Source organism: Microbacterium sp. Beta (assembly GCF_005502545.1).
GTDB lineage: Bacteria > Actinomycetota > Actinomycetes > Actinomycetales > Microbacteriaceae > Microbacterium > Microbacterium oxydans.
The window spans coordinates 138,100-161,663 of sequence record NZ_SCOG01000004.1 but is presented as its reverse complement, the minus strand read 5'-3'; the positions used below and the strand labels follow the sequence as shown (position 1 = coordinate 161,663).

The 23,564-nt window shown below is 69.2% G+C and carries 25 protein-coding genes; 9 read left to right on the top strand and 16 right to left on the bottom strand.

All coding sequences use genetic code 11. The features are described 5' to 3' along the window. The 4 genes from FFS56_RS06350 to FFS56_RS06335 form a co-directional block, all read right to left on the bottom strand. Positions 1–1,089 carry an ABC transporter permease gene (locus FFS56_RS06350; protein WP_046746803.1) on the bottom strand — a complete coding sequence of 363 codons (1,089 nt, stop codon included), beginning with the start codon at positions 1,087–1,089 and terminating at the stop codon, positions 1–3. Continuing rightward, positions 1,086–1,892, bottom strand: coding sequence for an ATP-binding cassette domain-containing protein (locus FFS56_RS06345; RefSeq protein ID WP_046746802.1), 807 nt, complete (start codon positions 1,890–1,892; stop codon positions 1,086–1,088). The genes FFS56_RS06350 and FFS56_RS06345 overlap by 4 nt, the downstream gene beginning before the upstream one ends. After that, positions 1,889–2,713, bottom strand: a complete 825-nt coding sequence (locus FFS56_RS06340) for an ABC transporter ATP-binding protein (RefSeq protein WP_127011677.1) — start codon at positions 2,711–2,713, stop codon at positions 1,889–1,891. The genes FFS56_RS06345 and FFS56_RS06340 overlap by 4 nt, the downstream gene beginning before the upstream one ends. A gap of 104 nt (positions 2,714–2,817) precedes the next feature. Further along, positions 2,818–4,479: an ABC transporter substrate-binding protein gene (locus tag FFS56_RS06335; RefSeq protein ID WP_127011676.1), complete on the bottom strand. Its 1,662-nt coding sequence runs from the start codon at positions 4,477–4,479 to the stop codon at positions 2,818–2,820. 157 nt (positions 4,480–4,636) lie between these two features. On the opposite strand from FFS56_RS06335, the gene FFS56_RS06330 reads away from it, so the two are divergent. Continuing rightward, complete coding sequence (locus tag FFS56_RS06330; protein WP_127011675.1) at positions 4,637–5,284, top strand: TetR/AcrR family transcriptional regulator; 648 nt, start codon at positions 4,637–4,639, stop codon at positions 5,282–5,284. A 130-nt stretch (positions 5,285–5,414) separates the two neighbouring features. Beyond that, complete coding sequence (locus tag FFS56_RS06325; protein WP_046746798.1) at positions 5,415–6,629, top strand: amidohydrolase; 1,215 nt, start codon at positions 5,415–5,417, stop codon at positions 6,627–6,629. An 18-nt stretch (positions 6,630–6,647) separates the two neighbouring features. Here the strand turns inward: FFS56_RS06325 and FFS56_RS06320 are convergent, their stop codons facing one another. From FFS56_RS06320 to FFS56_RS06295, 6 genes are all read right to left on the bottom strand, one after another. Continuing rightward, positions 6,648–7,226: a hypothetical protein gene (locus FFS56_RS06320; protein WP_127011674.1), complete on the bottom strand. Its 579-nt coding sequence runs from the start codon at positions 7,224–7,226 to the stop codon at positions 6,648–6,650. 50 nt (positions 7,227–7,276) lie between these two features. Beyond that, positions 7,277–8,335 (bottom strand): GTP 3',8-cyclase MoaA, encoded by a 1,059-nt coding sequence (moaA, locus tag FFS56_RS06315; RefSeq protein ID WP_046746866.1) that lies wholly within the window; start codon positions 8,333–8,335, stop codon positions 7,277–7,279. Between the two features lie 148 nt (positions 8,336–8,483). Then, a complete protein-coding gene (locus FFS56_RS06310) occupies positions 8,484–9,551 on the bottom strand; it encodes an ABC transporter ATP-binding protein (protein WP_233437371.1) in 1,068 nt (355 codons plus the stop codon). Positions 9,552–9,556: 5 nt separating this feature from the next. Then, positions 9,557–10,345 (bottom strand): molybdate ABC transporter permease subunit, encoded by a 789-nt coding sequence (modB, locus tag FFS56_RS06305; RefSeq protein WP_127011672.1) that lies wholly within the window; start codon positions 10,343–10,345, stop codon positions 9,557–9,559. Beyond that, on the bottom strand, positions 10,342–11,124 hold the full coding sequence (gene modA / locus FFS56_RS06300) for a molybdate ABC transporter substrate-binding protein (protein ID WP_046746794.1): 783 nt from the start codon (positions 11,122–11,124) through the stop codon (positions 10,342–10,344). Before modA ends, modB begins: the two co-directional genes overlap by 4 nt. 1 nt (position 11,125) lies before the next feature. After that, positions 11,126–11,518, bottom strand: coding sequence for a TOBE domain-containing protein (locus tag FFS56_RS06295; protein WP_127011671.1), 393 nt, complete (start codon positions 11,516–11,518; stop codon positions 11,126–11,128). Between the two features lie 120 nt (positions 11,519–11,638). Between FFS56_RS06295 and FFS56_RS06290 the strand changes: the two genes are divergently transcribed. From FFS56_RS06290 to FFS56_RS06270, 5 genes are read left to right on the top strand one after another with little or no spacing between them, the layout of a single operon-like run. Next, the gene (locus FFS56_RS06290; RefSeq protein ID WP_127011670.1) at positions 11,639–13,009 is read left to right on the top strand and encodes a D-alanyl-D-alanine carboxypeptidase; all 1,371 of its coding nucleotides are present in this window, start codon (positions 11,639–11,641) and stop codon (positions 13,007–13,009) included. A gap of 35 nt (positions 13,010–13,044) precedes the next feature. Then, the gene (locus tag FFS56_RS06285) at positions 13,045–13,827 is read left to right on the top strand and encodes a HesA/MoeB/ThiF family protein (protein ID WP_058632001.1); all 783 of its coding nucleotides are present in this window, start codon (positions 13,045–13,047) and stop codon (positions 13,825–13,827) included. After that, a complete protein-coding gene (gene glp / locus FFS56_RS06280) occupies positions 13,824–15,059 on the top strand; it encodes a gephyrin-like molybdotransferase Glp (RefSeq protein ID WP_127011669.1) in 1,236 nt (411 codons plus the stop codon). The genes FFS56_RS06285 and glp overlap by 4 nt, the downstream gene beginning before the upstream one ends. Then, positions 15,056–15,568, top strand: coding sequence for a cyclic pyranopterin monophosphate synthase MoaC (gene moaC / locus FFS56_RS06275; protein ID WP_046746789.1), 513 nt, complete (start codon positions 15,056–15,058; stop codon positions 15,566–15,568). The genes glp and moaC overlap by 4 nt, the downstream gene beginning before the upstream one ends. Further along, positions 15,565–15,798 carry a MoaD/ThiS family protein gene (locus FFS56_RS06270; protein ID WP_046746788.1) on the top strand — a complete coding sequence of 78 codons (234 nt, stop codon included), beginning with the start codon at positions 15,565–15,567 and terminating at the stop codon, positions 15,796–15,798. The genes moaC and FFS56_RS06270 overlap by 4 nt, the downstream gene beginning before the upstream one ends. Positions 15,799–15,915: 117 nt before the next feature. Here FFS56_RS06270 and FFS56_RS06265 read toward each other — a convergent pair whose 3' ends face one another. The 5 genes from FFS56_RS06265 to FFS56_RS06245 form a co-directional block, all read right to left on the bottom strand. Further along, positions 15,916–16,350, bottom strand: a complete 435-nt coding sequence (locus FFS56_RS06265) for a molybdenum cofactor biosynthesis protein MoaE (protein ID WP_046746787.1) — start codon at positions 16,348–16,350, stop codon at positions 15,916–15,918. After that, a complete protein-coding gene (locus tag FFS56_RS06260; RefSeq protein WP_046746786.1) occupies positions 16,347–16,835 on the bottom strand; it encodes a MogA/MoaB family molybdenum cofactor biosynthesis protein in 489 nt (162 codons plus the stop codon). The genes FFS56_RS06265 and FFS56_RS06260 overlap by 4 nt, the downstream gene beginning before the upstream one ends. Positions 16,836–16,876: 41 nt before the next feature. Continuing rightward, positions 16,877–18,559 carry a molybdopterin-dependent oxidoreductase gene (locus FFS56_RS06255; RefSeq protein ID WP_127011668.1) on the bottom strand — a complete coding sequence of 561 codons (1,683 nt, stop codon included), beginning with the start codon at positions 18,557–18,559 and terminating at the stop codon, positions 16,877–16,879. Positions 18,560–18,654: 95 nt separating this feature from the next. Beyond that, positions 18,655–18,942: a hypothetical protein gene (locus FFS56_RS06250; protein ID WP_127011667.1), complete on the bottom strand. Its 288-nt coding sequence runs from the start codon at positions 18,940–18,942 to the stop codon at positions 18,655–18,657. Positions 18,943–19,003: 61 nt separating this feature from the next. After that, entirely contained in the window at positions 19,004–19,738 is a 735-nt protein-coding gene (locus tag FFS56_RS06245; RefSeq protein WP_127011666.1) for a GTP pyrophosphokinase family protein, read from the bottom strand. A gap of 107 nt (positions 19,739–19,845) precedes the next feature. Here FFS56_RS06245 and FFS56_RS06240 point away from each other — a divergent pair, with 107 nt between their 5' ends. Continuing rightward, complete coding sequence (locus FFS56_RS06240; protein WP_127011665.1) at positions 19,846–20,208, top strand: nuclear transport factor 2 family protein; 363 nt, start codon at positions 19,846–19,848, stop codon at positions 20,206–20,208. A gap of 27 nt (positions 20,209–20,235) precedes the next feature. Here the strand turns inward: FFS56_RS06240 and FFS56_RS06235 are convergent, their stop codons facing one another. After that, positions 20,236–21,342 carry a VanZ family protein gene (locus tag FFS56_RS06235; protein WP_127011664.1) on the bottom strand — a complete coding sequence of 369 codons (1,107 nt, stop codon included), beginning with the start codon at positions 21,340–21,342 and terminating at the stop codon, positions 20,236–20,238. 84 nt (positions 21,343–21,426) lie between these two features. Here FFS56_RS06235 and FFS56_RS06230 point away from each other — a divergent pair, with 84 nt between their 5' ends. After that, positions 21,427–23,547, top strand: coding sequence for an APC family permease (locus FFS56_RS06230; RefSeq protein ID WP_218867851.1), 2,121 nt, complete (start codon positions 21,427–21,429; stop codon positions 23,545–23,547). The last annotated feature ends 17 nt before the right edge of the window (positions 23,548–23,564 follow it).

Sequence of the window (23,564 nt, the reverse complement as noted above, 5' to 3'; positions counted from 1 at the left end):
TCAGGACTCCATCTGGCGCGTGCGCGGGTCGAGGTAGGCGTAGACGACATCGGCGAGGATGTTGGCCACGAGCACAGACAGCGTGATCACGAGGAACACGCCCTGCATGAGGGCGAAGTCCTTGGCGTTGGTCGCGTCGAGCAGCAGCTTGCCGACACCCGGATAGCTGAACACCATCTCCATCACGATCGTGCCGCCCACGATGAAGCCGATCGACAGCGCGAAGCTCTGGATCTGCGGCAGCACCGCGTTGCGAGCGGCATAGCCCCAGAGCACCCGCTTGTTGGGCATGCCCTTCGCCTGCGCGACCGTGATGTAGTCGTCGTCGAGCACCGTCAGCATCATGTTGCGCATGCCGAGCACCCATCCGCCGAGCGAGGCGACCACGATGGTCAGCGCCGGAAGCGTGCCGTGCATGATCACCTGGCCGATGAAGTCGAGACTCCATTCCGGCGACTGCCCCTTGTCGTAGGCATGCGATGACGGGAACCACTTCAGGGTCGAGGAGAAGATCGCGATCGCGATGAGTCCGAGCCAGAAGTACGGGATCGTGTTGAAGAACGTGGTCACCGGGATGATCGCGTCGAGCCTGCTGCCCCGCTTCCATCCGACGACGGCTCCGAGCAGCGTGCCGATCGCGAAGGAGATGATGGTCGCGATGCCGACCAGCCCGAGCGTCCAGGGCAGGGCGGCGGCGAGCACCTCGGCGACCGGCCGCAGGCCGTGCAGGGTCGAGATGCCGAGGTCGCCGCGCAGCAGCATCCCCCAGTACTCGAGGTACTGCTGCCAGATGGACTTGTCGGTGTCGATGCCGAGCAGCACGCGCAGCGCGTCTGCCGCCTCGGGGCTCACGTTGCGGTTGCGCGCGAGGTACGAGCTGACCGCGTCGCCCTTCATGAGGCGGGGCAGGAAGAAGTTGATCGTGATCGCCGCCCACAGTGTGAACAGGTAGAACGCCGCGCGACCGGCGAAGAAGCGCCACGGCACCGGCCGCCTGGTGCGCTCTGCCGTGGTCGCCGTGGTGCCGACCTCGAGGGCATCGCGGGCGACGAGGTCGTTGTCGTCGAGCTGGGGGAGAGCGGAGCTCACAGCGCGCCTCCGTTCGATGCCGCTGCAGCGAAGTGCTTCTCCGGATCGGGAGAGGCCGCGCGCAGCTCGCGGGTGTACGGATCCTGCGGGTTGAGGATCACATCGTCGGCGGTTCCGTACTCGACCACGCGCCCCTGGTTGAGGACCATGATCTCGTCGCTGAAGTGCCGGGCGGTCGCCAGGTCGTGCGTGATGTAGAGCACACCGAGTCCCTCTTCGCGCTGCAGATCGGCGAGCAGGTTCAGCACGCCGAGCCGGATGGAGACGTCGAGCATCGACACCGGCTCATCGGCGACGAGGAGCGAGGGACGCGAGGCCAGGGCACGGGCGATGGCAACGCGTTGCCGTTGGCCGCCCGACAGCTCGTGGGGGCGGCGGTCGATCACCGCGTCCGCATCGAGGCGCACCCGGTCGAGGAGCCGACGCACCTCGTTCTCGGTCTCCTTCTTCGGCACCACGTCGTCGAGGCGGATCGGACGCTCCAGGTGGTAGCGGATCGAGTGGTACGGGTTGAGCGAGGCGAACGGGTCCTGGAACACCATGCGCAACTGCTGGCGGTACTTCCGCAGGCCCCTGCCGCGGCGCGGGATGGGCTTGCCGTCGAGCAGCACCTCGCCGCTGGTCGGGGTCTCGAGCTGGGTGAGGATCTTCGCGATCGTGGACTTGCCGCTGCCGGACTGGCCGACCAGGCCGATCGTCTGGCCGGACGTCAGGGTGAAGCTCACGTCGTCGAGGGCTTTGATCTGCCCGGCGCCTCGGACGTTGTACGCCTTCGTGACATTGCGGAACTCGAGGGTGGTCATCGCACCAGCACCCCTCTCTCCCCGGTGAGCCGGGGGAACGACGACAGCAGGGTCTTCGTGTATTCGTGCTCCGGCTGCGTCCAGATGCGCTCTGCCGTATCGAGCTCGATGATCTCTCCTTCGCGCATGATCGCGATCCGGTCGCTGATCTCCAGCAGAAGCGGAAGGTCGTGGGTGATGAAGATCACCGAGAAGCCGAACTCGTGCCGCAGCTGAGAGATCTGCTTGAGGATCTCCCGCTGCACCAGCACGTCGAGCGCGGTCGTCGGCTCGTCCATGACCATCAGCTGCGGACGGAGCACCAGGGCCATGGCGATCATGACGCGCTGGCGCATGCCGCCGGAGAGCTCGTGCGGGAAGGAGCGCACACGCTGACGGCCGACCTTGACGATCTCGAGCAGTTCCTCGGCCTCGGCACGCCGCTGCTTGCGGTTCATGTCGGGGCGGTGGATCTCGAACACGTCCTCCAGCTGCGAGCCGATCGTCGCGACGGGGTTGAGGGCGTTCATCGCGCCCTGGAACACCATCGACACCTTGTCCCAGCGGAATCGCTGCATCGCGTCGACGTCCAGGGCGTTGATGTCGATGTCGATGCCCGTCGCGTCGTGGAAGGTCACGCTGCCGCCGGTGATGACGGCCGGAGCGCGCAGCAGGCGCTGCACCCCGTAGGCGAGCGTGGTCTTGCCGCATCCGCTCTCCCCCGCGAGGCCCAGGATCTCGCCGCGCTGCAGTTCGAGGGTCACGTTCTTCACCGCCTCGACGGGCGGGTCGACGTCGTACACGACGGAGAAGTCGCGCACGGTGAGCAGGGGGTCTGGCATGGGGTGTCCTTCGTGGGGGCGGGCCCTTCGACAGGCTCAGGGACCCAGATGGGTGGCTGAGCCTGTCGAAGTCCCGGCTGTGGGTGGCTGAGCCTGTCGAGGTCCTACTCGGCGGGCTTCAGCTTCGTGAGGATCTGCACGATGTTCGGCTGCGTCGGGTCGGCGGACGCGTAGGTGTCGTCCTCCGACGGCCAGCCGACGTAGTTGCGCGTGTTGAACTCACCCAGCAGCGGGTGGGCGCCCAGCGGGATGGCCAGCACCTGCTCGGAGAAGATCGTCTGCAGCGTGTCGATGGCGGTGGTGCGCTCCTCGTCGGACGAGGCGTTCGCGTAGGTGTTCAGCGCGGCGGTCGCCTCCGGGTCGTCGAAGCGACCGAAGTTGAAGCCGGCCTTGCCCTCGGGGGAGATCCACCGCGGATCCATGGTCGAGGTGTAGAGGCCGTACGCCGTGCCGCTGTCCTCCAGCCAGTGGATGATCGCAGAGAACGTGCCGTTGTCGCGGGGATCGGCCCAGCCGCCCCAGTCGGGCATGTCGATCTTGACCTCGGCGCCGATGCTGTCCTTCACGTCCTCGGCGATGAGCTCCTGCGCCGTGTTCCAGTCGCTCCAGCCGGACGGGACGGAGAGCGTGAACGAGACGGGCGTGCCGTCGGGGTCGATCAGGGCGTCGTCCTTCCAGGTGTATCCGGCGGTCTCCAGCAGGTCACGCGCCTTCTCGGCGTCGACCTTGTAGTCGACTCCCTCGAACTCCGGCTGGATCTCGTCTTCGAGGATCGACGACAGTCCCGTGACGGACCAGACCGGCTCGCTGGCACCCTCGCGCGCGATGTCGACGTAGGCGTCGCGGTCGATCACCCAGGCGAGCGCCTGACGGAAGGCGGGGTCGTCGAACGGCTTCTGCTGCAGGTTCATGAACAGCGTGGCCGAGCCGGTGGTCGGGGAGGCGAGGAACTTGTTGTGCTCGGGGTCGACCGAGAGGAACTGCTCTTCGATCTGCGGGATGAACGCCTGCGCCCAGTCGGCGTCGCCGTTCGCGAGGGCCGTGGTGAGGGCGGTGTTGTCACCGTACGAGACGTAGTGCAGCTCGGGCACGGCGAGGTCGCCACCCCAGTAGTCGTCGCGCGCGTCGAGCGTGACCGACTCGGTCGACCAGTTCGCCATCGCGTAGGGGCCGGTGCCGACGAGGTCGTCACCCTTGACGGGGTCGGTGGCCGGGTCGTCGAAGTTCTCCCAGATGTGCTTCGGGACGATCGGCACGTGCAGCACGCGGGCCTGGTTGACGTACTTGGAGTCGCCGAAGCTCAGCACGACCTTGTCGCCGTCGACCTCGGCGCCCTCGTACTTGAGGCCGGCGGTGTCGAGGGCGGGGATCGAGGCGGTCTCGAACGAGAAAACGATGTCGTCGGCCGTGAACGGCTCGCCGTCGCTCCAGGTGACGTCCGCGCGCGGGACGACCGTGAGCTGCGTGTAGTCGTCGTTCCACTCGAGGCTCTCGGCGAGCCATGGCGTGGTACCGCGATCTCCCGTCTGGTTCACCAGGGCCAGGGTCTCGAACACGACCTTGGCGTAGCCGTACTTCGACGCGGCGGAGTCGCCGACGAACGGGTTGTTCGACTCGGTGGTGATCGCACCGTCGGGCTTCGCGATGGTGAGGGATGCGGATCCGGCGCCGTCGCCGGATCCACCGCCGGCCGAGCAGCCGGCGAGGGCCGACACACCGAGCGCGGTGATCGCGGTCACGGCGATCAGAGACTTTCTGAGCTTCATTGCTTCTCCTAGGCACGGGTCTTTGTGCTGTGTCGCCGGCGAACGGGGGTCCGCCGGCCGTCGTGATTTGCTTACTGTCGAGAAAGTAAGCTTCCGTGAGGTTACCGAGTAGTAAGTTTGACCGCAAGCACAGTCCGACGATGGAGAGGAGGCCGCGGTGGCAGACAGCGACCAGACAGTGCGCGTGCGCCCGGCGACGCTCGAGAAACGCGAGCAGATCCTCAAGGCCGCGATCGAGATCTTCGGCAACAAGGGCTCGACCAACGGGACCCTGGCGGACGTCGCCGAGCAGGTCGGCATCACGCACGCCGGCGTGCTCCACCACTTCGGCTCGAAGCAGAAGCTCCTACTCGAGGTGCTCGCTTACCGAGACAGGGACGATGTCGCCGGCCTCGCCCAGAAGCACATCCCCGGGGGACCGGAACTGTTCCTGCACCTCGTGGGCACCGCCTTCACGAACGAGAAGCGGCCGGGCATCGTGCAGGCCTACACGGTGCTCTCGGCGGAGTCGGTCACCGACGAGCATCCCTCGCGCCCGTTCTTCGAGGAGAGGTACACGACACTTCGCCGCGAGGTCACGGCCGCGTTCCACGAGCTGTGCGCCCAGGAGGGCGTGCGCGACCCCGACTCGATCTCCGCGGCCTCCGCCGCGATCCTCGCCGTGATGGACGGGCTGCAGCTGCAGTGGCTCCTGCACCCCGGGGCGATCGAACTGGGCGCGACCAGCGAGTTCGCGATCCGGGCGATCGTGAACGCCGTGCTGCACCCCGGCCCTGAGCTCACGACCTACACATCCCCCGCCTGATCCGCCGCCACCCGCGGCGCCGAGACCCATGCGCCGCGCCGAGACCCATCGAGCCAGACGCTTGTGACAGTGGGTCTGGGCGGCGACCATGGGTCTCGGCAAGGCGGGGCTGCCCGGCTAGGCTCGGGCCATGACGATCGACCTCGAAGCGCTCTACATCGACCTGCACCAGCACCCCGAGCTCTCGTTCCAGGAGACGCGCACCGCCGGCATCGCCGCCCAGCACCTGCGCGACCTCGGCCTCGAGGTCGAAGAGGGGGTCGGCGTCACCGGCGTCGTCGGCGTGCTCCGCAACGGCGAAGGTCCGGTGGTGTGGGTGCGCGCCGACATGGACGCGCTCCCCGTCGAGGAGCAGACCGGCCTGTCGTACGCCAGCACCGCGAAGGGCGTCGACCCCGCGGGGACGACCGTTCCCGTGATGCACGCCTGCGGCCACGACATGCACGTCACCGCCATGATCGGCGCGGTCGAGAAGCTCGTCGCCGAGCGGTCCGACTGGTCGGGAACCCTCGTCGTGCTGATCCAGCCCGCCGAGGAGTACGGCGCCGGGGCGCGCGCGATGCTCGACGACGGGATCCTCGACCGCTACCCGAAGCCCGATGTCGTGCTCGGCCAGCACGTCACGCCGCTCCCCGCGGGCGTGATCGGCGTGCGCAGCGGTACGCAGATGGCCGCCTCCGACGGACTCACCGTCACCCTGCACGGCCGCGGCGGCCACGGCTCGCGCCCGCACGCGACGATCGATCCCGTCGTGATGGCGGCGGCCACCGTGATGCGCCTGCAGACCATCGCGTCGCGGGAGATCGATCCGCAGGGGGTCGCTGTCGTGACCGTGGGATCGATCCACGCGGGCCTCAAGAACAACATCATCCCGGCCGAGGCGAAGCTCGAGCTCAGCCTGCGCTACCCAGACGAGGGGACGCGCGACAAGGTGCTCGCGAGCGTCGAGCGCATCGTGCGGGCCGAGGCCACAGCCTCCGGGGCCGAGCGCGAGCCCGAGATCCGCACCGACCACACGCTGCCGGCCACCATCAACGACGAAGAAGCCACCGCGCGCGTCTCCGCAGCCCTGCAGCGCGCCCTGGGCGAGGCAGCCGTGATCGATCCCGGGATGTTCACCGGCAGCGAGGACGTGTCATGGTTCGCCCGCGATGCCGGAGCACCCCTCGTGTTCTGGTTCTGGGGCGGTATCGACCCCGCCCGGTTCGCCGAGGCCGTCGCTGCGGGACGCCTGGGTGAGGACATCCCGACGAATCACTCGCCGTTCTTCGCACCGGAGATCCACCCGACGATCGAGGTCGGCGTCACCGCTCTGTCGGCCGCGGCCCGGGAGTTCCTCGCCTAAGGATCGGAACGATCTGGTTCACGCGACTGCTCGCCGCTCCCGCACGAAGACGTGCAGGCCGAGTGCGTTTCGCTTGCTCCGCTGCTCGACAAGGAGATGACGTCGCAGGAGGTTTGTCACACCGACGGGAATCGGGTCCATCGCGTTGGTCCGCTTGACGTCTTGCGAGCCGAAGCCGGCCAACAGCGTCATGGACCCGTCGTCCGTGTCCCTCACCTCGATCCGCGCGTAGTCGGTGTCGAGGCGGATCAGTACTCGAGAGATCGACTCCCAGGGGAACGATCGCTCCGACCCGGCTCCGACGATTCGTAGCCCCTCGTCATCCCACTCGATGACGTAGCGCTTCCTCCGCCAGGCGAAGATCCACAGCAGGGCGAGCACGATGACGATCCCCAGGCCGCCGGCGACCAGGACGACACCGGATCGGCCGAACATGACGTCGGTCTCCAGCGAGATGGCGATCAACGCCGCCGCGGCACCGCCTCCTCCCACGATGATGCAGCCGACGATGATCGCGACGAGCTGGATCATGGAGACTCGTGTCGCCCGGATCGTCAACCGGTACCCGTCGGTCCCCGGCCGGATCGTCTCCCACATCCGTTCACCCCTACATATCGAGAGAGCGTCTTCAGCTCGCTCTTCTTCGCTCAGCCGCCGATCGCGTTCATGCCGCGCGCGGGCTGCAGGAACGAGGGGTCGTCGATCGCGTGCCCCGGCAGCTTGCCATGCACGCACGAACGCAGCAGTGCGGCGATCTCGTCCGCGCGTTGCCCCGGCGCGGAGGCCGACTCTCCGCGCAGCAGCCCGGTCAGGTCGTACTCGGCGAGCGAGAACAGGCAGTTGCGCAGTTGCCCGTCGGCGGTCAGCCGCAGACGATCGCAGGCGCCGCAGAATGGGGCGGTGACCGAGGCGATCACGCCGACCTCGTGCGGCCCGCCGTCGATCCGCCACTTCTCGGCGGGAGCGCCACCGCGGCCCTCGACCGGCTCGAGGTGCCAGCGTTCTCCCAGCGAGGCGAGGATCTCCTCGCGCGTGACCATCGAGGCGCGGTCCCAGGTGTGCCCGGCGTCCAGCGGCATCTGCTCGATGAATCGGAGCTGAGCGCCCACGCCCATCGCGAACTCCACGAGATCGACCAGCTCGTCGTCGTTCACGCCGCGCATGGCGACCGCGTTCAGCTTGAGGGGACGGAGGGACGAGGCCGCAGCCGCCTCGATACCCGCGAACACGTCGTCGAGGCGGTCGCGGCGGGTGAGGTCGGCGAAGCGCTGGCGGTCGACCGTGTCGATGCTGATGTTGAGGCGTGTGAGCCCGGCATCGATCAGGGCCGGGAGCTTCTGGGCGAGGCTGATGCCGTTGGTGGTCATCGCCACCTCGACAGGACCCTCCTCCCCCTCGATGCGCGCGATGCGCCGCACGACGTCGACGATGTCGGTGCGCAGCAGCGGTTCGCCGCCGGTGAGACGGAAGGTGCGGATGCCGAGAGCTGCGGCGACCTCCGCCACCTCGACGATCTCGTCGGTGGAGAGGATGCTCGTGCGGGCGAGCCACTCGTTGCCCTGCTCAGGCATGCAGTACGTGCAGCGCAGCGAACAGCGGTCGGTGAGGGAGATGCGCAGATCGCGATGCACACGGCCATGCGTGTCGACGAGACCTCCCGTGAGGCCGGCGGCATGAGATGCGGGCTCGGTGCGCGGCGCGCGCATGCCGATGACCACCGGCACGGCCGTCACGGTACTCCCCCGCTCCCCGTCATGTTCCGAGACTAACCCCCGGAGCAGCGCGCGGGGGCGGCTCGGCGGCGACGACCGGCACATTGTCAGTGTTCCGCCCACGACCGCCCGGGGCGACGACTCAGCGCAGGGGAACGAACCGCACATGCTCGGGCTCGATCCGCAGCTGGACGGTCTCGCCAACGAGCAGTCCGGCGGCATCGGCGACAGAGAGGTCGACGACGCACGACCCGGTCTGCAGCCGGACGCCGGTGACCGTGGGTTCGAGCCGGTCGACCTCGGCGATCCATCCACCGCCGTCCGAGCCGTCGACCAACCGCACGTGCTCGGGGCGGAACACGGCGATCAGCGGCGTTCCATCGTCCTCGGCGAGCGCGCGCGAAGCGGGATCCGCGCTGGTCAGCCGCACCTCACCGCCCCGCCACGCGCCCCCACTCGCGACGCCGACCAGGCGATTGACGCCGGCGATCGAGGCGACGAAGCCCGACGCGGGTGCCGACAGCACGTCGCGGACCGGCCCGCTCTGCGTGACCCGCCCCGACTCGACGACCAGGAGGCGTTCGGCCAACGCGACCGCATCAGCGGCATCGTGGGTGACCGCGATCGTGGTGACCCCGGCAAGCTGGTCGCGCAGCATCTGTCGGATCTCGCCCGCCGTCACCGGGTCGAGCGCCACCAGCGGTTCGTCGAGCAGCACCGCGCGCGGAGAGGCGGCGAGCGCCCTGGCGACGGCCACGCGCTGCCCTTCACCACCCGAGAGCTCACGCGGCATCCGGTCCCCGGATCCGGCGAGCCCGACGCGTGCGAGCCACTCATCGGCAGAGTCTCGCGCGGCACGGGCGTCCGTGCCTGCCGCCCGAGGGCCGAAGGCGACGTTCTCGCGGACGGACAGGTGCGGGAACAGACGCGCATCCTGGCCGAGCAGCACCACGCCGCGGTTCATCGGCGGCGTCCGCACCCGTGGTGGGGCGACGCGGTCGACGACCCGGCCGGCGACCTCGATCTCTCCCGCGCTCAGCGGCTCGAGGCCCGCGAGCGCCTGCAGCAGGGTCGATTTGCCCGCGCCGCTGGGCCCCATGATGGCCATGGTCTCCCCCACCCCCACCTGCAGAGCGACGTCGACGGCGAAGTGCTCGCGATCGACCACGATGTGTGCGCGCAGCCCCGGTGCCTCGGCCCGGGTCTCCATTCCCGTCATCGTGCGGCCCCCGGTCGCCAGCCGCGCACGAGAAGCAGCACGACGATGGCGGTCGCGAGCAGCAGCAGGGCGAGCGCGACCGCCGCGCCCTGCGAGACTCCCGCACCGTTGAACGCGGTGTAGATCGCGAGCGGCATCGTCTGGGTGACTCCCGGTCGATTGCCTGCGAACAGCGCCGTCGCACCGAATTCCCCGATCGCCCGCGCGAAGCACAGCACGACGCCTGCCACGATCCCCGGTGCCGCGAGCGGCAGGGTGATGCGGCGCAGGATCGTCCACCGTCCGGCTCCGAGGGCCGCGGCCGTGCGCTCGTGGTCCACGCCCGACGTGCGCACGGCACCCTCGACGGCCAGGACCAGGAAGGGCAGCGCGACGAAGGTCTGCGCCAGCACCACGGCGGGCGTGCTGAAGGAGAGGCCGAGCCCGCCGAACCACCCCGCACGTCCGAACAGATACAGCAGCGCGACGCCGCCCACCATCGGCGGCAGCACCAGCGGCACCGTGACGACGGCGCGGAGCACGGCGGCGAGCCGGGGGCCGGAACGGGCGATGTACAGCGCGAGCGGAACGCCGACGACGATGCAGAGCAGCGTGGCGACGAGACCGGTGCCGAGCGAGAGGAGGAGAGCAGAGAGGGCTGCCTGCGACGTCACATCGGCCAGGAACGTCGACCACTGCACACGCGCGACGAGAGCGATCAACGGCAGGATCAGGAAGGCCAGACCGATCGCAGCGGGGATGGCGAGCGCCCGCGGAGCGTACCCTCGACCCCCTGCTGCACTCATGGGGCTCCGAAGCCGAAGTCCGCCAGGATCTTCTGTCCGGCGTCCGACAGCACGAACGCCACGAACGCATCAGCCGCCTCGGCGTTCGGCGCGTCCGAGAGCGCGGCGATCGGGTAATGGTTGACGACTTCGTCCGCACCATCGGGCACGACTGCCTCGACATCGGAACGCCCGATCACGTCAGTGGCGTACACGAGTCCGGCATCGGCCTCGGACGCGGCGACCTTCGTGAGCACCGCCGTCACGTTCTGCTCGAGGCTGGACGCATCGACCGTCACATCCGCGGCGGCGAGCAGCTTCGCGGAAGCGGCACCGCACGGCACCTCCGGTGCACACAGCACCGTGGTCACGTCGGCCAGATCGGCGAGCGTCTCGACGCCGCCCGGGTTCCCGGAAGGCACCGCGATGACGAGGGTGTTGGAGGCGAACAGCGTCGGATCCGCGGTGACGTCGGCGGCCTTGCCCATGTTCGCCTCGTCGGCCGAGGCGAACACATCGGCCGGTGCGCCTTCGAGGATCTGCGTGACCAGTGTGGATGAGCCGTCGTACACCGGGCTGAACCGCACCTCCGGATTCTCGGCGACGAACGCCTCACCGATGGCATCGAAGGCGCCGCTGAGCGATGCGGCGGCGTAGACCGTGAGGTCTCCACTCAGGCTGCTCTGCTCGGTGGTGGCCGATGGCGACGGCGTGCTCCCTGCCGTGCTCGCACAGCCGCCCAGGGCAAGGACGGCGGCGGCGAGGACGAGGACGGTGGAGCGGCGGAGCGTGCGGTTCATGTCAGTCTTTCGGGACCTCGACGACGACCTGCGTCGCCTTGACGGATGCGGTGGCGAGTGAGCCCACCTCGAGCTGCAGATCGCGGGCCGCCTCGGCGGACATGAGCGAAACGACGCGATGCGGCCCTGACTGGATGTCGACCTGCGCCATCAGCCCGTCGATCTGCACGCGCGTCACGATGCCGAGGAAGCGATTGCGGGCGCTGGAGAGCACGCTCCCGGCATCCGTCTCCTCCGCGGCGAGCGCCTCGGCCCGTGCCGCGAGCGCGTCACCGGGGATCTCCGCCGGCGCCGCATCGGTGACCGGCAGCAAGCCCTGCTCGATCCAGCGACGGACGGTGTCGTCGCTGACGCCGAGCAGTTGCGCGGCCCGGGCGATCCGATAGGTCTGCATGACAGGAATCTACCGCACGAGCGGAGAGATCAGGTCGATAGTTCCGATTCTGCGACACTCCGTCGTGTCCCCCGAATGGCCGATACCGCGCGGGCGGGTTCTCCGCCATGATGGCTCTCGATGACGGCGCCGAATCAACCACAGGACGGGCTGTCCGACTTCGCGGAGCTGATGGCCCGCGAACAGGAGTTCTCCACCCCTGACCGGATCCCCCCGGAGGTACGCAGACGGCGACGGCGCCGCGGCCTCGTCGCCACCGCCATCGTCGTCGTGCTGCTGCTTGCCGCGGCGGGCGGCTACGTCGGGTGGGCACTCACCGCTCCCGTGAGTCCGCCGGCGGTGTCGACGCAGATGCCGCAGGTCCCGGCAGCCGCTCCGGCATCGATCACCACGCCCCCGGCGGATGCCTCGGCGCTCAGCGTGGCGGGCGCTGACGTCTATCTCGGCGAAACGGCGAACGGCGTCTGGTCGTCGAGCGGCACGGGCGAGCCCCTGCCCATCGCGAGCATCACCAAGCTCATCACCGCCCTGGTCATCCTCGATGCCTCCCCGCTCGCCTCCGCCGACGACCCGGGTCCCACCGTCACTTTCAGCAAGGCCGATCACGACCTCTACGACCGTTACTACGTCCTCGGGGCGACGATCGCACCCATGCCCACCGGCACCTCGATGTCGCTGCGCGATGCCCTGGCCGCCATGCTCATCCCCTCGGCCAGCAACTACGCCGATGCACTGTCCTCCCGGATCTTCGGGTCGCAGAACGCGTTCCTCGGCGCCACGCGAAACTGGCTCGCCGCCCACGGACTGACCGGCACGACGATCACCGAGCCCACGGGCATCAGTCCCCGCAACACCAGCACACCCACCGATCTCCTCGCGATCGGCAAACTCGCCGCGGCGAACCCCGTCATCGCCCAGATCGTGGCGACTCCGTCGATCACGCTTCCCGGCGCCGGCCTGCTCCACAACACCAACGGCCTCCTCGGGACGACGGGGATCACGGGATTGAAGACGGGCACGTTGGGCGAGGGCACCTACAGCCTGCTGTACACCGCGAGTCTCGCCGTCGGCACGGCCGAGCCGCTCGCAGTGACCGGGGTCGTACTCGGGGGAGCGTCGCGCGAGTCGGTCAACGCCGGTGTGCTCGCGGTGCTCGACAGCATCCGCGCCGGGTTCCACCAGATGCCGGTCGCGTCGGCAGGGCAGGAGGTGGGCACGATCACGACACCCTGGGGAGACAGTGCCCGGCTGCTCATCGACGAGGACGCGACGATCTTCACCTGGTCGGACACACCGGTCGTCGTGACGATGGACATCAAGACCCCGCCGACCTATCGCGACGGCACGGAGGTGGGAACCGTCACCTGGACCGCCGGCCCGAACACCGTCACCGCTGCAGTCACGATCTCGGGCACCATCGACCAGCCGACGGAGTGGTGGCGGCTGACGCATTCCTCCGAGCTCGGTGCGATGACGGAGACCGAGGGCTGAAGACACAGTCGGCGGAGCGGGCATACGCTGAACCCATGCAGCCTCTCGTCGCCCCTGCCGCCGCGCTGGCGCCGGAAGAACTCGTCCGCACTGCGCGGCATGCGGTCCTCACCGGCATCGGCGAGGAAGGCCAGCGCCGCCTGAGCGCGGCTCGTGTCACCGTCGTCGGCGCGGGCGGGCTCGGCTCCCCCGTGCTGCTCGCCCTCGCCGCCGCGGGGGTCGGCACGCTCACCGTGATCGACGACGACGTGGTGGAGCTCACCAACCTGCAGCGTCAGCTCGCCCATCGGGTGGAGGACATCGGTGTCGCGAAGACCGCATCCGCCGCGCGCGCGATCGCGTCTCTCGCCCCGCAGACCGTCGTGCACCCGGTGTTCGAACGCCTCGACAGCGCCAACGCCGAGCGGCTCCTCGCGGGCGCCGATCTCGTGGTCGACACGAGCGACTCGTTCGCGACCCGCCGGGATGTGGCCGCTGCGGCCGAGGAGCTCGGACTCCCGCTCGTGTGGGGTGCCGTGCAGGAGTGGCACGCGCAGGTCACTGTCTTCTGGTCGACCCCGCCGGAGGGAGAGTCGGTGGTGCTCGCGGACCTCTTCCCGCTGGGCACCGAGGGCGAGCCACCCAGCTGTGCCCAGGTCGGGGTGCTCGGGGCGCTGTGCGTGCAGGTGGGCGGGATGTTGGCCGGCGAGGTGATCAAGCTCGTCACCGGCGCCGGTGAACCGCTGCTCGGGCGGCTCGCGATGATCGATGCGCTGACCTCCCGGCAGCACGAGATCTCGATCCGCCCGGCATCCACAGCATCGGGGGTGTCGGCATGAGCGGCCGCCGCACGGTCGAGGAGCAGCTCTCCCGCGTGCTCGACGCGGTTCGCGTCGTCGAGCAGGTCACGCTCCCGGTGGCGGATGCCGCAGGACGCACACTCGCCGTACCCGCCGCGGCCGCCCACGACATCCCCCTGTTCGACAACTCCGCGATGGACGGGTTCGCGGTGCGCGGTGCGGACGTCGCGTCGGCCTCCGAGCAGAACCCGGTGACGCTGCGTGTGGTCGCCGACCTCCCTGCCGGCGTCGCCCTCGACCCGGCGCTCGGCCCTGGCGAAGCCGCCCGCATCATGACCGGTTCTCCCACGCCCACCGATGCCGACGTGATCGTGCCTTTCGAGGACACGGCCGGTGGCCTCGCCGACTCCCTCGGAGAGGTGACGGTGCTGCGCGCCCCCGCCAGGCCCGGCGTGTTCGTACGCCGGCGCGGCGCCGACCTGCACGCAGGCGATGAGGTCGTGCACGCGGGTGAACGCCTCGGGCCCTTCCAGCTCGCCGCAGCGGTCGCCGCGGGCGTCGAGGCGGTCTCGGTCACCCGTGCGCCTCGCGTGGCCGTGGTGTCGACCGGAAGCGAACTGCTCGGACCGGGAGACGCACCGGTGCGCGGGCGCATCCCCGACTCGAACGGCCCCCTGCTCCAGCAGCTGGTCGCCGACGCCGACGCCGAGGTCGTTCTGGTCGCGCGCGTTCCCGACGAGCCCGAGGCCGTCGGAGCCGTCACCGCCGAAGCCATGACCCTCGGCGCGGACGTGATCGTCTTCACCGGCGGCGTGAGCGCAGGCGCCTACGAGCCCGTGCGCGGGGCCTTCGACGGCGGCGGACAGGTCGAGTTCAGCGCGGTCGCGATGCAGCCGGGCAAGCCTCAGGCCTTCGGGGTGATCGAGGGTGGGTGCCTGGTGTTCGGCCTGCCGGGCAACCCCGTCAGCGTCGCCGTGTCGTTCGAGGTGTTCGTGCGACCCGCGCTGCTCGCGATGCAGGGACGGAGCGAGATCCACCGCCCGCATGCGCCGTTCACCGCGGATGCCTCGTGGACGCCTCCCCCTGGCCGCCGCCAGTATCTTCCCGCCGTCGTCGACCTCGCCGCGCGCACCGTGCGTCCGGCGACCGCGGGCGGATCGGGATCCCACCTCGCCGGAGGCCTCGCTCGCGCGCACGCGTTCGCGATCGTGCCGGCCGAGGTCGAGACGGTCGCCGTCGGCGACGTGATCGATGTCATGCTGGTCGGATGAGTTTCCCTCACCTCGACGCGGCCGGCCGCGCGCACATGGTCGACGTGACCGCGAAGCAGCCGACCGTCCGCACCGCCACCGCCCGCGGCTTCGTGCGCTGCAGCACCGATGTGATCGCCGCCCTGCGCGACGGGACGATGCCGAAGGGCGACGTGCTCGCCGTGGCACGCATCGCGGGTATCCAGGCGGCCAAGTCCACCCCTGCGCTGCTGCCGCTGGCACACGTGATCGGGGTGCACCGGGCGAGCGTCGACCTCGAGATCGTCGACGACGGCGTGCGCATCGAGGCCACGGTGGGCACCGCCGATCGCACCGGTGTGGAGATGGAGGCGCTCACCGCCGTGTCGGTCACCGCTCTGGCGGTCGTCGACATGATCAAGGGCATGGACCGCGCCGTGGTGATCGAGGACGTGCGCATCGTGGCGAAGTCGGGTGGGCGCTCCGGCGACTGGGTGCGTCCCGGCGAAGCATCTCCCGGAGAGACCCACGCCGATGGAGACGCCCGATGACTCGGGTGCGCTACTTCGCCGCGGCCGCGGAGGCTGCCGGTGTCGACTCCGAGGAGCGCGCCGAGACGACACTCGTCGCGCTGCGCACCGCCGTGGTCGCCGAGCATCCGGCGCTGGCCGACATCCTTCCGCGCTGCGCCGTCATGGTCGATGGAGTGCGCAGCGACGACGACCTCGCCCTCGACGACGCCGAGCTCATCGACGTTCTCCCGCCCTTCGCTGGCGGCTGACCGCACGCGACCTGCCGCGTCTGCTGGTCACATGCATGACCGGGGGACACCTGCATGATCGCTGGGCGGCGTTTCCTCCGGCAGACGTCAAAAGCTCATGCAAGTGACGCGACGGAGTCAGCCGCCGATGCCCTTCCACGACGAGGTCCCGTCGACCTCGAGCTGACGCTTCCACACGGGCAGGTCGCTCTTGATCGCCTCGATGACCGCTCGGCACACCTCGAACGCCTCGGCGCGGTGTTCGGAGGCGACCGCGATCACGACAGCCGCATCGCCCACATCGAGCCGCCCGATGCGATGACTCACCGCCACCACGGCAGGGGCTTCGGATCCGGCCCCCGCTTCGGCGGCGATGCTTCGCAGCGCGGCTTCGGCATCGGGATGGGCGCTGTACTCCAGCCCGACGACCGGCGTCTCGGCATCCGGGTCGTTGTCGCGCACCCGGCCGACGAAGGTGGTCACCGCGCCGAGTCGAGGGTCTTCGACCGCGGCGAGGTGCGCGTCGAGGTCGAGGCGCTCCTCCGTCACCGCAGCGATTCGTACGTCGTTCATGAGTGGTCTCCGCCCTCCACCTGGTCCAGGATGTGCCCGGCGACGCCGAGCACCACGGGTACGCCGGAGGCCACGGCTCGCGTGGATCCGGGCAGGTTCACCACGAGCATCCCCGCGGGATCGACGATGCCGGCGAGACCGCGCGACAAGATCGAGAGCGGGGTGTCGGCGAGTCCGCTGCGACGCAGCTCCTCCGCGATCCCCGGGATCTCCCTGGTGATCACGCGCCGGGTGCCCTCCGGCGTCAGATCACGCGGCCCGACACCGGTACCGCCGGTGGTCACGACCAGGCGGATGCCACGGGCGACGGCTCTGCGCAGGGCGTCCGCCACCGAATCGATCCCGTCCGCCACGATCTCGGCGTCGGGGCAGTGCCATCCCGCGTCACGCAGCAGCCCCACCGCGATCGGGCCTCCCCGATCCTCACGCTCTCCCGAGAAGGATCGGTCGGAGACCGTGATCACGAGTGCGGGGAGCGGGCCCATGGCTCCCACCCTAGGCCCGCGAGGTCGGCTGTGCACCGGACTCAGTTGACCCGGATGAGCGAACGCTGCCATCCCGAAGACCCGTTCGGGGCGATGGGGGCCCGCTCCTCGATCTGCAGATCGCCGTTCTTGTTGACCGCGCGCACGGCGACGTAGTGCGTGCCGGGGGTGGCATCCCACTCCATGAACCACTGCACCCACGTGTCGTCGTTGATCGGAGCCGACAGCGTCGCCGGCATCCAGTCACCGTTGTCGATACTGACCTCGACGCGTTCGATCCCGACCGACTGGGCCCAGGCGACACCGGCGATCGGGATCTTCCCCGCCGCGACCGCCTCCCCGATCTTGGGAGTGTCGACGCGCGAGGCGAACTTGATCGGGGCCTCTGCGCTGTACCCGCGGGGCGTCCAATACGCCTCGTCCTTGTCGAAGGTCGTGACCTTCAGCTCGGTGAGCCACTTGGTCGCCGACACGTAGCCGTAGAGCCCTGGCACCACCATCCGCACCGGGAAGCCGTGCTCGAGGGGCAGCGGCTCTCCGTTCATGCCGACCGCCAGGATCGCATCGAGGTTGTCGTCGGTGAGCGCCGAGAGCGGCGTGCTCGCGGTATAGCCGTCGACGCTGCGCGAGAGCACCATGTCGGCCCCTGATTTCACGCCCGCCTTCTTCAACACGTCGCGCAACGGCACTCCGAGCCACTTCGCGTTGCCGACGAGCTCGCCGCCGACCTCGTTCGACACGCAGGTGAGCGTGATCGCGTACTCGTCGAGGCCCATGTCGAGGAGATCCTGGAAGCTCATCTCCACGCGCTGGTCGACCATACCGTCGATCACGAGTCGCCAGGTGTCCGGGTCGATCGAGGGGACCGTGAGCGCGGTGTCGACGCGGTAGAAGTCCTTGTTGGGGGTGAAGAGCTTGCTGAGGCCCGGAATGTCGAGCTCGGCACCCTGCGGCACCGTGACCGTGGTCTTCGGGGTGGGGAGCTTGAGCGCGCTACGGATCGCCTCGACCGACGACACGGCCATGCTCACCGTCCGTGCCGTGATCCCCACGACCAGCGCGGATGCTCCGGCGAGCGCGGCGAGGACGAAGAATCGGCGTCGGTCGATGCCGGGTCGAGCGGGCTCGACATCCGCCGGCCCGACACCGCCGTCCTCCGGCTCGGCGATTACCGCGCCGGAGTCATGGGCACCGGCGGCTCGCGCCCCGGCGGTGCTGCCGGCTTCCGCCCCGGCGGTTCGGCCGGCTTCCCCGACGGCAGTGCGGGCGTCCCTCCACCCGCGCAGACGGCGGCTGAGGAGCACGAGGATGATCGACCCGGCGACGGTTCCGAGCACCGGAGGCAGGAAGGCCAGGGGCGACACGGCCGCCCTGGTCACGATGGCGGCGGTGGAGAGCACCCCGGCGACGACGAGTGCGATCACGCCGAGCGGCGGGCGCACGAACTGCAGGATGCCGGCGATCGCCGAGGCGATGAGCACAGCGAGCCCGAGTCCAGCCAGCAGAGCGATCTTGTCGTACTCGCCGAAGGTGGCGATCGCGAACTCCTTGAAGGGCTGCGGCACGATGTCGATCACGAACCCGCCGACCGCGAGGATCGGGCTGGCGGCACGCGCGAAGAGCAGCGCGAACAGCTCGGCCGTGGCGAGGAACACCCCGCCGCCGATCACACCGGCCAGGGCCGCCCAGACGAGGAACCTCTTGCCACTGCGGCGTTGCGCCATGATCGTCTCCTGTTCCACCGTCTCCGATGTGCTCCCCGCTTGTTCGGAGCGACGGCGAGATCGGATGTGACCGATCAGGAGTCGGTGTCCGCCGGTCAGAGACGACGCACGGTGATGGCCTCGCGTCCCTGGAACTGGCGCAGGGTGCGCATGCACCTCGAGCACAGGATCTCGACGCGACGCGGGTGGCCCTCGCCGCACACGCAGTCCACGGTGACGCGCCACTTGGCCTTGCGTCCGCACGGCTGGTAGCCGTCGTCGTCGCCGTGGTCGCACTCGCATCGCTGCGACCCACGATCGATGCCGGGGAGGTCGTCGACGTCGAGTCGCTCGTCGACGGCGCGATCGGCTTTGACGGACAAGGCTTCCTGCGTTCTCACCACCTGCCGATGCTCCCAGGGCCGCCCCGTGGGCGCAACAGCGTCACGCACGGGCGCGCCCCGGTCAGACTCCGACGACGCGGGGGCTGGAGGGTGCGTCCGGGGTGGACTTCGGAGCCGGAGGCGGCGGGGGCGCGAGCTGGCGCTGCGGCACCCCGTGCGCCTCACGGTGCAGGCGCTCCATGCGGCTGTCCAGCTCCGACGCCGCTTCCGCCGCATCAGAGAGGCTGTCCACCAGGTGCGAGGGCACCTGGTTGGAGAACTTGTAATAGATCTTGTGCTCGAGGCTCGCCCAGAAGTCCATGGCTATCGTGCGGAACTGCACCTCGACCGGCACCGAGAGCGCACCTGTCGACAGGAAGACGGGCACCTCGATGATCGCGTGCAGGCTCTTGTAGCCGTTGGCCTTCGGGTGGGCGATGTAGTCCTTGACCGTGCGCACGGTGACATCGTCCTGCGCGGTGAGCAGGTCGAACAGCCGGTACACGTCGGCGACGAAGCTGCAGGTCACGCGCACGCCGGCGATGTCGGTGATGTCGGCGCGGATACGGTCGAAGTCGGGCTCGTCGATGCCCTTCCTTGCAAGCTTCTCGACGATGCTGTCGGGCGACTTCAGACGGCTCTTCACGTGCTCGATGGGGTTGTACGCGTGGTCGTGCGTGAACTCGTCTCGCAGGATCGAGATCTTCGTCTCGACCTCGCGCATCCCGAACTCGTACTCGCGCAGGAACCGCTGCAGCTCGTCGCGCAGCTCGCGGGCCTGGTTGATCGTGTCCTCGGTGACGTGAACGGTCGTCATGTGCTCGACGTTACGGCTTCGTGATCGGAAACCGCTGTGGATCCCCGATGTCCCTACGGTTCTCAAACGGGTTGACGCGGCCTCGACCACGGCCTAGAACGGAGCACATGACGACAGCAGGCGAGGACTGGACCAGGGCCTACATCGAGGCGTGGAAGTCGAACGATCCGGAACGGATCGGGGCACTCTTCACGCATGACGCCCGATACCTCACGAGTCCCGATTCGGAGCCGCGCGTCGGGCGCGAGGCGATCGTGTCGGGGTGGATCGAAGACGGCGATGAACCGGGGTCCTGGACGTTCGAGTGGGAGGTCCTCCACGAGGTCGACGGCTTCGTGGTCGTCCAGGGGCGCACGGAATACCCGGCCGAACGCGACTACCTCAACCTCTGGATCATCCGGCTCGCACCCGACGGGCGTGCGACCGAGTTCACCGAGTGGTACATGCCACGCCCCCACGCAGAGAGTTGAGCGCGCGCACGCCGAACCACCGGTGCGTCATGCGTCGCGCGACGGGGAAGCGGAGGCGGGCGCGATCGGCGCAGAGCCCGCGGCATCCGCTCGCGCGTCGACGAGGTGCTGTCCGGAGGCGATGCCGGGAAGCCCGCGACCGTCGCGCGTCGTGAACGGCAGCACGATCGCGGCGAGGAACAGTACGGCCGCCGCGAAACCGAAGAACCCGCCGGGCAGCTGCAGCGCGCTGATTCCGCCGATGCCGCCCGCCCAGCGCAGGAGCCGCGCGAACGGTGCGGGCAGGCGCGATCCCGCGTATCGGAGCTGCACCGCGATGTCGCCGACCGAGCGCCCGCTGATCAGGATCAGCGCCAGGAACAGAGCCGAAGGGGCGATGGTGGCGGCGGCGGATGCGAGGGTGCCGTCGAGCACCGCAGCGCGATCGTCCACGACGAACTCCAGCCACACCTGCACGGTCACACCGGCCGCCATGCTCAGGAACCCGTAGGCGAGGAAGTCGCACAGCATCACGAGCAGGCGACGCCCGCGGGTGACCGGACGGGGAAGATCGGCGTCCGGGCTCGCCTTCGCACCGCGCAGCGACCGCGGGACGAGGATCGCCACGATGCAGCCGATGACCGCACCCAGGGTATTCGTCATGAGGTCGCCCACATCGAAGAAGCGATACGCGCACGGGTAGACGCCCCACACCCCGGTCAACTGCGTCGTCTCGACCAGCAGCGACAGGCCGAAACCGGCGGCGAGCGCCGTAAGCACCCCACGGCCGGCGAGCACCCGGACGAAGAACCCGAGCGGGACGAACAGCAGCACGTTGAACACCAGCTGCAGCAGTGCCGGTTGACGCAGGGGGTTGCCCGGCGCCGCGAAGGCCTTCTGCACATCCCGCACGACCGACATCGGATCGGTGATCGCCCCGACGCAGCGGATCGTGTCGGGGTCGGGCAGCGGGAGCAGGGTGTAGGTCCAGATGGCCCAGAAGTAGATCAGCGCGGCGAGCCACAGCACGGTGCGACCGAGGCCGAGACGTCCGCGGCGGCGGTAGCTGATGGCCACGAAGGGCACGAACAGGAGGATGCCGAAAGCCACCCCTATCGCGATCGCGATGAATCCGAGCAGCACCTGACCTTCCACCGCGTGCCAGTGTAGCTTTGCGCGTAAGGATTCCGTGAGGACCGCGCCATCCCACCGTACGGATTCCGTGAGGATGGCGTGAGGATGCCATCAGGAGGCGTAGTGTCGCCGGACGTGTCAGACGAAAACAGGGAGGGCGCGGAAGCACCGCCGCGCGCCAAACGCATCCTCATCGGCGAACCGCTGACGAGCCAGCAGGTCGACGACCAGCTGCTCCCGAAGCGGATGGCTCTGCCGATCTTCGCGTCCGACGCCCTCAGCTCTGTGGCATACGCCCCGCAAGAGCTCGTGATGATCCTGCTGATCGGCGGGCTCACGTTCCTGTCGTTCACGCCGCTCGTCGCGGGCGCCGTCGTGGTGCTGCTGGTCGTGGTCGTGCTCAGCTACCGCCAGCTCATCAAGGCCTATCCGTCGGGCGGCGGTGACTACGAGGTCGCATCGAAGAACCTCGGCGAGATCCCCGGCGTGATCGTTGCTGCGGCCCTCCTGGTCGACTACGTGCTGACCGTGGCCGTGTCGGTCGCCTCCGGTGTCGACAACATCATCTCGGCGGTGCCCGGTCTCGACCCGTTCCGCGTGGAACTCGCCGTCGGCTTCGTGATCCTCATCATCGTGGTGAACCTGCGTGGCGTGCGCGAGGCGTCTCTGGTCTTCGCGATCCCGACGTACGTGTTCATCGGGTCGGTCGGCATCATGATCGTCACCGGACTCATCCGCACCTTCCTCGGCGATGCCCCCGTGGCCTCGAGCCACGATTTCAGCGTGCAGGCGGAGAGCCTCGGCCAGGCGGCCGTGATCCTGCTGATCCTGCGCGCGTTCTCGAGCGGATGCTCGGCCCTCACCGGTGTCGAGGCCGTCTCGAACGGGGTGCCCGCCTTCCGCGCCCCGAAGATCCGCAACGCCCAGTCGACCCTTGTGCTGATGGGCAGCATCGCCGCGTGCCTGTTCGCGGGTCTGACCGCACTCGCCCTCATCACGGGCGTGCACTACGCCGAGAACCCGTGCGACCTGGTCGGCTTCGACTGCACGAACCCGCAGCCGAGCCTCATGGCGCAGATCGCCGCCGCGACGTTCGGCGGAGGCAGCATCCCCTTCTTCATCATCCAGGCCGCCACCGCGTGCGTGCTGCTGCTCGCGGCGAACACCGCGTTCAACGGCTTCCCGCTGCTGGGGGCCGTGCTCGCGCGTGACGGCTACGCGCCCAAGTCGCTCAACACCCGCGGCGACCGCCTGGTGTTCTCGAACGGCATGATCCTGCTCGGCATCGGCGCCATCGTGGTGCTCCTGGTGTTCCAGGCGAAGCTGACCACGCTGATCCAGCTGTACATCATCGGGGTGTTCGTGTCGTTCTCGCTCGGCCAGATCGGCATGGTGCGGCACTGGCGACGCGTGCTGCGCGGGCCGACGGAGGACAAGGCCGGCCCGGGGATCGACGGCGCATCGGCCGCGGACCGCCGCTCGGCGAAGGTCGGGCTCATCATCAACTCCACCGGTGCCGTGATGACCGTGCTGGTGCTCGTCATCGTGACGATCACCAAGTTCACGCACGGTGCGTATCTGGTCTTCTTCGCGATCCCGATCCTCGCCTTCCTGATGCTGGGCGTGAAGCGGTACTACCGCGATGTCGAACACGAGATCGCGATCGACGACACCACGAAGTTCGGCGCGACCGGCGACCTGGCGATCGTGCTCGTCAACCGTCTGCAGAAGCCCGTCGTGAAGGCCATCGACTACGCGATCGCGGCGAAGCACGGCAAGACCCTCGCGGTGCACGTGGCCGTGGCCTCCGACGACGCGGCGCAACTGCAGAAGGACTGGGCCGACCATCTGGTGCCGATCCCGCTCGTGATCGTCGAGTCGCCGTATCGCTCGTTCGCGCAGCCGGTGACGCAGTTCATCAAGCAGTACCGCGAGAAGCACGGCTCGTCCGTCGTGACCGTGTACCTGCCGCAGTACATCGTGGGCCACTGGTGGGAGTCGTTCCTGCACAACCGTCGCGCCCGCCGGCTCGCCAACCAGCTCATGCTCGTGCACGGGGTGTCGATCACGCTGGTCCCGTGGCTGCTCGACTCGTCGGAGCTCATCTACGGTCGCCGCTCCCGTCCGCTGCCCGGTCAGGAGCGGGGCGGTCGCCCGGTGGTCGTCAGCGGTCGGCGTGCGCACCGTCCCGCTGGTCCGCCCCAGGACGGCGTGCCCGAAGCGTGAACTCTTCGGGGCGGATC